General features: G+C 72.7%; 8 protein-coding genes. 1 reads left to right on the top strand and 7 read right to left on the bottom strand.

All coding sequences use genetic code 11. The features are described from left to right. Positions 1–6: 6 nt before the first annotated feature. Complete coding sequence (locus ACFYYN_RS19810) at positions 7–426, bottom strand: hypothetical protein (RefSeq protein ID WP_500546854.1); 420 nt, start codon at positions 424–426, stop codon at positions 7–9. 49 nt (positions 427–475) lie between these two features. Then, complete coding sequence (locus ACFYYN_RS19805) at positions 476–1,660, bottom strand: low temperature requirement protein A (RefSeq protein ID WP_500546853.1); 1,185 nt, start codon at positions 1,658–1,660, stop codon at positions 476–478. 304 nt (positions 1,661–1,964) lie between these two features. On the opposite strand from ACFYYN_RS19805, the gene ACFYYN_RS19800 reads away from it, so the two are divergent. Continuing rightward, positions 1,965–2,489: a universal stress protein gene (locus tag ACFYYN_RS19800; RefSeq protein ID WP_500546852.1), complete on the top strand. Its 525-nt coding sequence runs from the start codon at positions 1,965–1,967 to the stop codon at positions 2,487–2,489. Positions 2,490–2,596: 107 nt separating this feature from the next. Here the strand turns inward: ACFYYN_RS19800 and ACFYYN_RS19795 are convergent, their stop codons facing one another. The 5 genes from ACFYYN_RS19795 to ACFYYN_RS19775 form a co-directional block, all read right to left on the bottom strand. Then, positions 2,597–5,503, bottom strand: a complete 2,907-nt coding sequence (locus ACFYYN_RS19795; protein ID WP_500546851.1) for a S8 family serine peptidase — start codon at positions 5,501–5,503, stop codon at positions 2,597–2,599. Positions 5,504–6,011: 508 nt separating this feature from the next. Beyond that, positions 6,012–8,876: an NHLP bacteriocin export ABC transporter permease/ATPase subunit gene (locus tag ACFYYN_RS19790; protein ID WP_500546850.1), complete on the bottom strand. Its 2,865-nt coding sequence runs from the start codon at positions 8,874–8,876 to the stop codon at positions 6,012–6,014. Position 8,877: 1 nt separating this feature from the next. Then, positions 8,878–11,133, bottom strand: a complete 2,256-nt coding sequence (locus tag ACFYYN_RS19785; protein WP_500546849.1) for an NHLP family bacteriocin export ABC transporter peptidase/permease/ATPase subunit — start codon at positions 11,131–11,133, stop codon at positions 8,878–8,880. Further along, on the bottom strand, positions 11,130–11,936 hold the full coding sequence (locus tag ACFYYN_RS19780) for a hypothetical protein (RefSeq protein WP_500546848.1): 807 nt from the start codon (positions 11,934–11,936) through the stop codon (positions 11,130–11,132). The genes ACFYYN_RS19785 and ACFYYN_RS19780 overlap by 4 nt, the downstream gene beginning before the upstream one ends. Positions 11,937–12,040: 104 nt before the next feature. Then, positions 12,041–12,268: a type A2 lantipeptide gene (locus ACFYYN_RS19775; protein WP_500323772.1), complete on the bottom strand. Its 228-nt coding sequence runs from the start codon at positions 12,266–12,268 to the stop codon at positions 12,041–12,043. Positions 12,269–12,543: the final 275 nt, after the last annotated feature.

Here is a 12,543-nt window from a genome sequence, read left to right as displayed (position 1 = left end):
CGGCCGCTACTGGCACACGCGCTTGAAGTCGTCCGCCCCCACCCGTGCGCGGAAGCGCACCTCGTGGCCCGCGGGGTCGGTGAAGACCGCCGACGTCGGTGACAGCAGCGTCATCGTGCCCCGCTGCGTGGGGTTGTCCCAGTCCGGCGGGGGGTTGAAGGCGCCGCCGGAGAGCGGGGTCTCCGCCTCGAAGTACGTCGAGCCGATGAGGGCCTCGTCGATCCCGCAGTGGGTGTACAGCTCGTAAGGGATGGAGGTCGGGGCCGGGGCGGTCGGGAACCGGACGGACGGAGCAGGGGCAGTGGGGAGCGCCACGCGGGGGGCGTCCCGGCCTGCGTCCCGGTTGGCGCAGCCCGCGAGGGCGGCGGCGAGGGCGGCGGCAGCGGCCGCGAGGGCGGCGGTGCGTGCGAAGTGCCTGGTGGTCATGGCGGTTGGACGCGGTTGCCGCAGGGTGGGTTCCGTCGGCGCCGCCCGTTCAGGGCGCCGCTGCCCGCGGGCTGCCGCGCCCGACCGGGACGCAGGTCGCGGCGACCAGGAGCGCGGCCGCGACGCCGGTCACGAGCACCGGGGCAGGGGTGAACGTGGCGGCGAGGATCGCCGCCGCGGCGAGCGCGTGCACCACGTCGGGCGCGGTGGGGTGCCCGGCGGTCCGGCGGTGCAGGAGCCACACGGACAGGACGAACCCGGCGACGGGCACCGTGTAGGCGGCCGCCACGCCGTGGGCGCCCAGATGGCCGTGCCCGGTCGCCTGGGCGACGTTGACGGCGAGTCCGGCACCCACGGCCGCGGCGCAGGCGAAGACCGCGTAGTGGCCGTAGCCCCACAACGTGGCCGTGGTGAAGCTGTTGAGGCGGCGGGAGGCGTTCTGGGCGAAGTACAGCCACCACAGGGCGCAGACGGTGAGGGTGCCGCCCAGCACCAGCGTGGCGATGTCGCCGAACGTCGCGTCGGTGTCGAGGGCGGTGCGTACCGCCCCGGCGGCGGCCGTGATGGACTCGCCCAGCACGATGAGGGTGAACAGGCCGAAGCGCTCGGCGATGTGGCGCGGGTGCCAGGTGGTGTGGGCCACCCGCTCGGCCCACACGGGAACGGCGAGTTCGGCCAGGGCGAGTATCGCGTGCGCCGGGAGGCGGATGTCGCCCGGCACCACCAGGTGCGCCAGCCAGCCGGTCTGCACCACCAGGATCCCCGCGGCGTACCGCAGACAGCACCGGCGCCGCTCGGGGTCGGCGCCGGCAGCCCGCAGCCACTGGCTGACCATGGCGAGCCGCATGACGACGTAGCCCCAGGTGATGACGGTGTAGTCGCCGTGCTGCAGGGCGGCCGCCGTGCCCGCGGACATGACGAGGGCGCCGCTGATCTGCACGACGGTGAGCAGGCGGTACGGGATGTCGTCGGTGTCGTAGGCGGAGGCGAACCAGGTGAAGTTCATCCACGCCCACCAGATCGCGAAGAACACCAGCGCGTAGCCGAGGACACCGCGCCCGACGTGCCCTGCGGCCAGTTCCTCCTCGAACGCGGCGGACGTCTGCGCGACGGCCACCACGAAGCAGAGGTCGAAGAAGAGCTCCAGCGCGGTGGCGGTGCGGTGCTTCTCGTCGGCGACGCGGGCGACCATCCGCCGCCGCCACGCCGTGGCGGCGGTCTGCGGCGCGCTCACGCCGCTCCCGTCCCCGCGGCGCGCGCCGTGCCGCGCCGTCCGGGAACCGCTTCCTCGCTCACGGCACGCTTCCTCACATTCCCGGGGACAGGGCTCTGCTTCCTCCACTGAGACCGGACGTCCTGCGCGCGTGTGACACACCCCGGGGAACGCGGCGTCACCGGGCGCGCCGCCCCGTCCCGCGGTGCCGGGGTTGTCACACTTCGCGGGCGGCGCCGGTCGGAAGCGGTGGATGCCCGGTCGTCCTCGTGTGACCGCCTCCGGTTCCCGAGGCCGTCTCCCGTTCACCCCCGAAAGGTTTCTCATGGCAGGCCATGGCGTTCCCGAACCTGTCGGCGACGATCCCCTGGCGCGGTCGTCCACCGCCGGGGAACCGGCTCCCGCGACGGGCGCCAGTCGTACGAGCGTCGACAAGTACGGGGTGCTCGTCGGGTACAGCGGCTCGGCCCCCAGCAGGCGGGCGCTGTCGTACGCGGCCGGAATGGCGCGGCGCACCGGCGCGGCGCTCCTCATCGTCCACGTCGCGAAGGAGAACCCCGTCGCGTCGCTGCTCGGCTACGAGAACCCGGGCGGCGGCTGCGGGCCGCACGCCGGCGGCAGGCACACGCTGCTGGGGCAGCTCGCCTGCGAGGACCATCTGTCGGGGCTGCCGTGGACGCTCATCCACCGCAGGGGCGCCGTCGCGCAGGAGCTGGAGAAGGCCGGCCGCAAGTACCGGGCGAACGCCATCATCGTCGGCCGCAGGCGCGGGGCCGGCATCCGGCTCTTCCGCCCGATCTCCGACCGGCTGGCGCGCAGCGCCCAGCGGCCGGTCATCGTCGTCCCCTGACGGCGGCCCCCGGAACCCTCTGCGCGGCCGCCCGGCCGGGGGCCGGCCTTCCTTCGGGAAGGCCGGCCCCCGGTCCGGCATGGAACGGTCGGCACATCGGTCTGCGGTCAGCGGGAACTGATCAGCAGGCCGGGTACGACGGTTCGGCCGGTGCGGAATTCGGTGTACGCCCACTGCTCGACGTCGGGCTGCGGGCCCACCGGGTTCAGTGTCACCTGCGCGTTCCCGCCCCGCTGCACCGCGGACGGTGTGGTCAAGGTGGCGTTGCGCCGGTCGGCCTTCTCAGGGATGACGGTCACCCCGAGCCGGTAGGGAATGTCGGGTGACGTGGCCGTCTGGGCGTGCACGTAGGCGGTGTAGACGCCGGGTTCGGGGAAGAACCGGACGCTGCGCTCGTTGCTGTGCCACGACGCCCAGCTCCGGTCGACCAGCTTGCCGTCCTTGTAGAGGTACAGGTCGAGATTGGTGTTGGGGTCGTCCGAGGCCGTCTGCACGACGAGTCCGGCCGCGCCGCGCGGCACGGTGATCTTCGTGCCTTGGGTGCCCACCCCGCCGGGGGAGAAGACGCCGCCGCTGACGGAGGTCGTGAGCTTCTTGTCCGTCCAGGTCACGGGGGTGTACCCGGTGGTGCGGCCGGTCAGCGGTCCGGTGAAGCCGGGCTCCAGGAAGCCTTGGCCCTGGCCGCCGGTGCGGCCGAACTCGATTCCCGTGTCGTCGTACGGCCGCGGCGTGAAGCCCCACGGACGGCCGGCGACGGTCAGCCGCACCCGGTGCTTGGCGCTCGTGAACACCAGTGAACCGGTGGTGTAGCGGTCCCAGGTCGCGGTGCCGCGCTCCAGCGTGATGGTCACCGTGGCGGTGGCACCGGGCTTCACCGAGATCGTCCGGGGGCTGACCGTCACCTTCATACCGGGCAGTCCCTCGACGCGCGCCGTGTACGTCTCGGTTCGCGTGCCGACGTTGGTCAGCCGACGCGTGAGGCGCACCGGCTTCGTCCCGTCGTACTCGCGCAGCGCGATCGAGGGCAGGTTGATCTCCTTGCCGTCCGGAGTCGCCGCGGAAGCGAAGGCGGTCAGTTCGGCCGCGGAAGGCTCGATCACCAGGCCCGGGTCGTCGGCGGACGAGGTACGGGGCATGCCGGAGCCCTGCTGCAGCGGGCTGGCCGTGCCCTTGGTGTCGGTGGCGGTGGTGCGCAGGGCCGAGGCGGTCGCGCCAGGCGACCACTTCGGGTGCCGGGCGCGCAGCAGCGCGGCCATGCCGGCCACGTGCGGGGCCGCCATGGAGGTACCCGAGTACGCGTCGAAGAGACGCCCGCCGTCCATCGGCGACACCGCCGCCACCACGTCGATGCCGTCCGCGACGAGGTCGGGCTTCTGCAGTCCGGTGTGGACCTGGTCGGGGCCGTACGACGAGAGGCCGGCCACGCTCGGCAGTCCCACGAGGCTGCTGCCGTCGCCGCCCTCGACCAGCGACGCGGTCCCGTCCGTACGGTGCGCCCACAGGTAGTTGAAGAGCTTGCCCGCCTGTTCGGCGCTCCATAGGTAGACGGTCGGGAAGTCGTAGATCACGTTGAGCCGGGTGTTGCCGGTCGACTGGAACAGCACCACGCCGACACCGCCGGCGGCCTTGACCGTCGCCACCGCGTCGACGGGGTCGATGAAGTCGCAGGCCACGATCTTGCCCTTGACCTTGGCGGGGTCGAGGCTTCCCGACCAGCAGTACTGCGCGCCGTCGTCGAGCGATCCGGCCTGGTCGGCGAAGACGATGGGGGTGCTGCGACGGGACGGCAGCTGGTCCATCGACGTGCCGACGATGCGGGTGCCGTCGCCGAGCCGCACGGTCGCCTCGTGGGAACGCTCCACCGTCGCGCCCACCGTGGTCACCCATGGTTCGGCGTTGCTGACCATTCCGGACATGCCGTCGTTGCCGGCCGCCGCGGCGACGAAGACGCCGGCGAGGTAGGCGTTGAGGAAGGCGTCCCCGATCGGGCTGTTGGGCTGGTAGTCGCCCATCGAGTTGCCGATCGAGTAGTTTATGACCTGGACACCGTCGGCCACGGCCGCGTCGATCGCCGCGATGATGTCGGCGTCCGTGCCCGAGCCGCCCCACAGCGCCTTGTACACGGCGATCCGCGCGTCGGGCGCCACTCCGGAGATCGCGCCGTAGTCGTGCCCGAGGACCATCGCGTGCTTGACGGGAAGACCCGCCGCGGTGGAGGCGGTGTGGGTGCCGTGTCCGTTCATGTCCCGGGGCGAGAGGGTCTCCCCGTCGGGGAGCGAGCCGTAGGCGCTGAGCCACCCGTCGGCGAAGTACCGGGCGCCGACGATCTTGCCGTTGCAGGCGCCGGCGGGGAAGCCCTCACCGGTCTGGCAGGTGCCGTGCCAGCCCGCCGGCCGCGGCATGGTGGCGGCGAAGGAGGCGCTCTCCGGCCAGATGCCGGTGTCGATCACGCCGATGACCACATCGGAGCCGTGAGCCGGCTTGGTCTGCGTCGCGGTCTGCGGAGCCCTACCCGTCGGAGCCTGTGCCGGGGGCTGCGCCGCCTGCGTTGTCCCGGTCGTCGCCGCGTCGGCCTTCACGAGACGGGCCGGGGTGACCGCCGCGACGCGCGGGTCCTTGGACAGCTTGCCGGCCTGCGCGCCGGTCAGTTTGACGGCGAAGCCGTTGAAGGCGGTCGTGTAGGTCCGCTGAGCCCGCACACCGAAGTCGCCGAGTACGTCACGCTGCGCTTCGCCCAGGTGCTGCCGGTACTTCTCGGCCGCGGCCGAATGGGGCTGGAGCTCCTGCCCGGCCACCGGCCTCGTCGCCGCGAGTCCCTTGACGCCGCCCGTGTACGAAGTGACGGGCGCTTCCCGCAGCCGCACGACGTACTGCCCCTTGATGGCCTCGGGCTGCGCGGCGGTGTGCAGGGCGCCACCGCCCGTGAGGGTGGCTCGTGAGTGGTCGTACTGACCCAGCTTCAGGTCCGGCAGCGGAGCGCCGGTCTGTGCCGCGGCCGGCCCGATGTTCCCCAAGCCGCTGAATATGGTGGCGAAAACGGTGATTGCCGACGCCGCGACGATGCGGCGTCGTCGTCGTCGAAGGCTCGCGCTCGTGACCACGAGTCTCCTCCCATGAAGTGAACGGTGTGAATGTCCGTCACACCCAACCTCCGACCGATTACGAGAAGATCACGTTCGAATGACGATCCGTCCCGGCCGGCGTTGCCACGGCCGCCTGTTGGGGGCGTTTCACCGGCGCGGGCGCGGTGGGTTCCCCGCGACGGGAGCGGCGCCCGGTCGCTCGCCGAAGTGCGGGTGACCGAGCCTGTCAAAGCCCTGAGCAGCGCGAACTCGGATACGGGTGGTGGCGGTTCGGTCCGCGCTCCTGGGTGCTGATCGCGGGGTTCCCGGGAGGCGGCACGTTGCCGCGGCCCCGAGCGACGTCCGCACCCAACTGCCTGTCGTTTTGCAGACAGCTGTCGGGATGCCGACACCGTGAGCACGTTGACGGTTGACCGAGTGCACCAGCAGGGCGCCTGATCTAGCTCATCTGGCGGCGCACCAGTTCGCGCAGCCGGCCGCCGGGGTTCGCCAGCAGGTCGGAGGGGCGGCCCTCCTCGACGACGCGGCCGTCCTCCATGACGACGACGCGGTCGGCGTCCATGACGGTGGAGAGCCGGTGGGCGATCACGACACGGCTGGCGCGCAGCCGTCGGGTGCTGTCGATGACGGTGCGCTGGGTCTCGTTGTCGAGGGCGCTGGTGGCCTCGTCGAGGAAGAGGATGCGGGGCCGCCGGATCAGGGCCTGGGCGATCATCAGGCGCTGGCGCTGGCCGCCGGAGATGGTGCTGCCGCCCGCGATCATGGTGTGCAGGCCCATGGGCATGCGCTTGATGTCCTCGGCGAGACCGGCCATGGCGGCGGCCTCCATCGCCTCCTCCTGGGTGTGGACCTCGGCGCCGCAGATGCAGTCGAGGATCGAGCCGGTGAACGGCTGGGCGTTCTGCAGCACTACGCCGCACTGCCGGCGGACCGCGCCCTGGTCGAGCGCGGCCAGGTCCTGGCCGTCGTAGAGGACGCTGCCGGACGCGGGCCGGTCGAAGCCGATGAGCAGGCGCAGCAGGGTGGACTTGCCGCAGCCGCTGGGGCCGACGATCGCCACGAACTCGCCGGGCCCGACCCGCAGGGAGACGTCGTCGAGGACGAGCGGGCCGTCGCCGGAGTAGCGGAAGGAGAGGTTGCGGGCCTCGATCGCGCCGGACAGGACGCCCGGCTGGGTGCTGCCGCCGCGCACCTCGGGGGTCTCGTCGAGGATCGGTTTGACCTGCTCGTACATCGGCAGCACCGCCGCGGCCGACAGCAGCGCCCCGGTGAGCTGGGTGACCGAGGTCAGCAGCATCGTCATGGCGGTGCTGAAGGTGAGGAAGCCGGACGCGGACAGCGAGCCCCGGGCCGGGCCGGCCAGCAGCATGAACATGATGAGGGAGCAGAGCGGCAGGTAGACCGCGTTGAGCACGGTGGTGATGTTCTTGATGCGGCCCGCGCGCTGCTGGAGTTCGCGGCTGCGGGCGAAGCGGCGGGCCCAGGCGGCGTAGGCGAAGCTCTCGGCGGCGGCGACGCGGAGCTTGGGCAGGCCGCGCAGGGTCTGGAAGGCCTCGTTGTTCAGCTTGTTGCCGAGCACCACCAGCCGTCGCTGCCAGCGCAGTTCCCACAGCCCGAGGCCGAGGAGCAGGGCCCCGATGACGACGAGCATGCCGAGGGCGGCGAGCGCGAGCGGGACGCTGTACAGGAGCAGCAGGACGAGGTTCATCGCGCCGACCGTCGTCGCCTGGACGGCGACCGGGCCCACCCCGGCGAGCACCCGGCGGATGGCGCTGATGCCCATCGCGGCACTGGCGAGCTCGCCGGTCGAGCGGCCGGCGAAGAACCCGGTCGGCAGGCGCAGCAGACGGTCCCACACGGCGGGCTGCAAGGTGGCCTCGATGCGGCCCTCGATGCGCAGCACGGTGAGGTTCTGCATCAGCATGAAGACGGCGCAGACCAGGCCGGTGACGACGACGGCCAGGGCGGCCTGGACGATCAGCCCGGTCTCCGCGTCGGGTACGTACGTGCCCAGCACCTGCCCGGTCGCGATGGGCACGAACGCGCCGAGGCCCACGGTGACCAGACTGCTCAGGACGAGGTTGCGCAGATCGCCCGCCGAGCCCCGGAGGCTGAAGCGCAGCAGCCGCGTCAGCCCGGTGCCCCGTTCGGGGAGCGGCCGGTAGAGCATGACCGCGCGCTCCTCGAAGTCCTCCGCGTTGTGGTCGGCGACCCGCACGCGGCTGCTGCCGCCGGGCCCGACCGCCTCGTAGCCGCCGCGCCGCCACAGCAGGGCCACCGGCGCGCCGGACGCGGCGCGCCGGCCGACCAGGGGGCCGGTGTTCTCCCGCCACCAGGCGCCGTCGAGGCGTACCGGGCGGGTGCGGATGCCGGAGGTGACGGCGACCCGCTCGACCGGGTCCATGCGGTCGCTGACCGCCCCGCTGCGCGACGGCGGGGTGAGGGTGATCCCGGCGGCCTCGGCGACCTGCCGGCAGACGGCGTACGTCGTGTCGTCGGAGGCCTCGGCGGTACGCGCGGGGGCCTTGCGGGAGGTGGCGATGGAGGCCAGCAGATCGCGGTCGGCCTGCTCGCGGACGGCCTCCCCGGCCCTGATGCCCGCGGCCGTGCGGTCCTCGTGGGCGCGCTCCAGGCCCTCGATCCAGCCGTCCAGCGTCGACAGCAGCCGGTACTGCTGGTTGACCATGCTCTGCCACATCGCGCCGTCGAGGAGCAGGTCGCCCGCCGCCTCCGCGGAGTACGCGGCGCCGTACTGCACGCTGCCCGGCAGGACCGGCAGCCACAGGATGTCGTCGTCGGCGACGTGTTCGCCGTCCGTGGTGCGGCCGGTCAGCGGGGCCTCGTAGAGCACCCGCTGGCTGCGCCCGACACCGAGTGCGAAGGCGTGCTCGAGGAGGCTGAGGGCGAGCTCCCGGGTGTCGTGGCCGGCGCCGTACGGGCCCTGCTGCGCCCAGCCGTCGCCGTGCGCCGTCTGGTGCGGGTGGGGCGGCCGGTACAGCTCGCGCAGCGGGACGCGGCGCAGGAAGCAGCCCTGCAGCGGGCGTCCGACGAGGGTGTGCCGGGGCCCCTCGACCGGGCCGAGGAGGAGGGTGCCGGGTTCCAGGCGGCCCAGGTAGTGCCAGTGGCCCTGCTGGGCGGCGTCGACCGCGAACAGGTCGAGGGCGCCGGCCACCACGAGCCACAGCACGTGCGGGCCCTCCAGGGGCAGGCTGCGCAGGCCGGTGCAGTCGACGGGGCCGCCGAGCCCGCCGAGGGCGGTCAGGACCGGATCGCCGGCGGCGGTGCCGGGCTGTACGGGGATCACCTCAGTGCTCCTTGACCAGGGCGGCGTACGCACCGCCCGCCGCGATCAGCTCCTCGTGACGTCCGCGCTCGACGACCGTGCCGTGGTCGAGGACCACGATCTCGTCGCTGTCGCGGACCGTGCTGAGCCGGTGCGCGATCACCACGCAGGCGCAGCCTCGGCGCCGCAGGTTGTCGATGATGACCTGCTCGGTCTCCGCGTCGAGGGCGCTGGTCACCTCGTCGAGCACCAGCACGCTGGGCCGCCGGACCAGGGCCCGGGCGATCTCCAGCCGCTGCCGCTGCCCGCCGGAGAAGTTGCGGCCGTCCTGCTCGACGTGGCTGTGGACGCCGCCGGGGCGGCGGGCGACGACCTCGTACAGGCAGGCGTCGCGCAGTGCGGCCTCGACGTCCCCGTCGGGGATGGAGGGGTCCCACAGCGCGACGTTGTCGCGCACCGTGCCCTCGAAGAGGAAGACGTCCTGGTCGACGAAGGAGACGGAGGCGGCCAGGGACCCGCGCGGGATGTCCTCCAGGCGCTGCCCGTCGATGCGGATCGTGCCCTCCCAGGGGCTGTAGAGCCCTGCGATCAGCCGGGAGACGGTGGACTTGCCGCTGCCGGAGCCGCCGACGAGCGCGACCTGGCGGCCGGGCGCGACGGACAGTGAGAAGCCGGACAGCAGCGGCTTGTCGAGGGGGCTGTAGCCGAAGGTGACGTCCTCCAGCGTGACGTGGCCCTTCAGCCGGCGGGTGCTCGCCCCGGACTCGGGGCGCGCGTACAGCGAGTCGACGGGGAAGTTCTCGACGTCCTTGAGCCGCACCACGTCGGCGGCGAAGTCCTGGATGCGGCCGGCGACGCCGTTGAGCCGGGTGATGGGCGCGGTGAACCGGACGACCAGGGACTGGAAGGCGACGAGCAGGCCGATCGAGATGTGCCCCTCCACCGCCCGCAGCCCGCCGATCCACAGGATGAGCGCGCTGTTGAGCGTCGCGAGGGTCGGGGCGACGACCGACAGCCAGGCGCTGGGCACGCCGAGCCGCTGCTGCTCCTCCAGGGTGGCGGCGTGCTGCCCGGCCCAGCGGCGGAAGTAGCCGTTCTCGCCGCCGGTGGCCTTCATCGTCTCGATCAACTGCAGGCCGGTGTAAGAGGTGTTGGTGAGCCGGGCGCTGTCGGCGCGCAGCTTCTGCGTCCGGGTGGCCCGCAGCCGTGTCACCACGCGCATGGCGACGGCGTTGAGCAGGGCGATCCCCACCCCAAGGACGGTGAGTTGCGGGTCGTACGTCCACATCAGCAGCGCGTAGAGCACGACGACGACGCCGTCGACGGCCGCGGCGGCCAGGTCGCGGGCGAGGGTCTCGGCGACCGCGTCGTTGGACTGCAGGCGTTGTACGAGGTCGGCCGGGTTGCGCTGGGTGAAGAAGGTGACCGGCAGCCGCAGCAGGTGGCGCAGGAAGCGGGCGCTGCCGAGGGTGGAGGAGATGATGCGGCCGCGCAGCAGGTTGGACTGCTGGACCGCGGTGAGCGCGGCGGTGAGCGCCACCATCGCGGCCATCGACGCGAACAGCGTGCCCAGCAGTGAGGTCTGGTCGCCGATCAGGAACAGGTCGATGTACGTGCGGCTGAGCGCGGGCAGCGCGGCTCCGACCGCGACCAGCAGGAGGCTGGCCACGAGCGCGGCGAGCATGGTGCCGCTGGTCCCGCGCAGCCGGGCCGGGAGGGCGCCGAGCACGCCGGGCCTGCGGCCGCCGCGGTGGAAGTCCGGGCCCGGCTCGAAGGTCAGCACGACTCCGGTGAAGCTGGTGTCGAAGTCCTCCAGGGGCACGAACCGCCGCCCCTTGTCCGGGTCGTTGACGTGGACGCCGCGCCGGCCGAGGCGGCGGCCCATGCCGTCGTAGACGACGTAGTGGTTGAACTCCCAGAAGAGGACGGCCGGGGCGCGCACCTCGGCGAGGGCCGCGGTCTCCATCTGCATGCCCTTGGCCTGCAGGCCGTAGCCGCGGGCCGCCTTCAGCAGGTTGCTGGCGCGGGAGCCGTCGCGGGAGACGCCGCAGGCGATGCGCAGTTCCTCCAGCGGCACGTGCCGGCCGTAGTGGCCCAGCACCATCGCCAGGGAGGCCGCGCCGCACTCCACGGCCTCCATCTGCAGCACGGTGGGGGTGCGGACGCTCCGGGGCCTGCGGCCCGGCCGCTGCCGGCGGGTGCGTGCGGGCTCAGGGCGGTGTCTGCGGCGGCCGGCGGGCGGCAGCGGCCGCTGCTGGGGCCGGGCGGGCGCGGTCACGGGAGCAGCCAATCGATCGGGCGCTGTGCGGCCAGGTGGACGGCGCCGGTGGCCAGGGTCATGGAGTCCAGCTCGTACGAGGGGCCGTCGCCCTTGGACCAGCGGTAGCCGGTCGGGGTGCGGGAGGAGGCGTCGAGCGTCACGACGACGGCCACCGGGCGTCCCGCTCGGGTGAGTTGTGCGGCGAGTTGCGGGTCGCCGAGGTCGGCGACGATCTGCCGGGCGGTGCGCGAGGTGCGGCCGACGGCCCGCACATGGCCGCGCAGCACCCCGTACCGGGCCTGGGGCGCGGACTCGACGGCGAGGTCCACCGCGGCGCCCACCGGCACCGAGGAGGCGCCGGTCGCCGGGACGTAGAGGGTCGCGACGAGCGGGTCGCCGGTGCGGGCGGCGCGTTCGACGGTCGCCACGTCCGCGCCGACGGTGACGACGGTGCCGATCGAGGCCACCAGGGCGCTGACCCGGCCGGCGGCCACGGTGCGGACGACGGTGTCGCCGCGCGGGGTGCGCACGCTGAGCAACGGGGCGTCGGCGGGCAGGCGCTCCCCTTCCTCGGCGAGGACCCGGGTGACCTGTCCGGCGACCGGACTCTGCAGGACGTAACTGCCCTGCCCGTAGCCGATGATTCCGGGTGCGCTCAATTTCGAGGACACGGAACCGTTTACCGCCCAGGAACTCGCGGCGGCCATCACGAGAATGGCGACGGAGAGCACGAGACGGCCCTGCGGGCGCGCGAATCGCACCGGGAGATCGAGTTCCTCCGGTGACTGGAGCTTGGCAAGGGCCTTTTGGCGAAACTGCACGGAACTCTTCCCTCAGCCGCATCCCTCGCCATTGGGACACAAGGCCGCAATGGCGTCCGCGGGTCCCGGAAGGGAGGCCTCCGGGACCCGCGGATCCATCAGTCTCAGAGACCCGCGATCAGGCCGGTGGCCAGGCCGGTCACGGCGCCGGTGTTGACGCCGGAGATGCCCTCGACGGTGCCGACGACACCGGACACGGTGCCGGCGACCGGGGCGATCGACTCGACGGTGCCGGTGGCGTTGGCCACGAGGCCGCCCACGAGACCGCCGGAGACGTTGTCCAGGTCCGCGTCGGAGATCTCGCGGGTCTCAACCTGGGGGGTGAAGTCCATGGGGGGTTTCCCTTCGTGTGAACACATTTCATGTGGCGAATCATCAGGGGGGCAACCTCTTCGCCACGGCACGGGATACAAGCATGGGGGCAGGTGGGACGGCCAATTGGAGATTGCCGCGTTCGAATTTGGTTCGGATCCGCGGCTTCACCGGTGTGCCTTATTTCCCACGCGCCGGTGGCAATTCCTTCACAGACGCGCTTCCCGTCGGGGCTGCGGAACCGGGCACTCCGGATCAAACCGCGCACACCGGCGGGGGATGTCCCGTGCGTACG

Origin of the sequence: Streptomyces sp. NPDC001902 (assembly GCF_042891295.1) — a bacterium.
Classification (GTDB): domain Bacteria; phylum Actinomycetota; class Actinomycetes; order Streptomycetales; family Streptomycetaceae; genus Actinacidiphila.
The sequence above is the reverse complement of the archived record's forward strand: the minus strand, read 5'-3'. Positions and strand labels throughout refer to the sequence as shown.

Coding starts and splice junctions, on each gene's coding strand:
- ACFYYN_RS19810 (WP_500546854.1), bottom strand. CDS start 426: ATGACCACCAGGCACTTCGCACGCACCGCCGCCCTCGCGGCCGCTGCC.
- ACFYYN_RS19775 (WP_500323772.1), bottom strand. CDS start 12,268: ATGGACTTCACCCCCCAGGTTGAGACCCGCGAGATCTCCGACGCGGAC.
- ACFYYN_RS19800 (WP_500546852.1), top strand. CDS start 1,965: ATGGCAGGCCATGGCGTTCCCGAACCTGTCGGCGACGATCCCCTGGCG.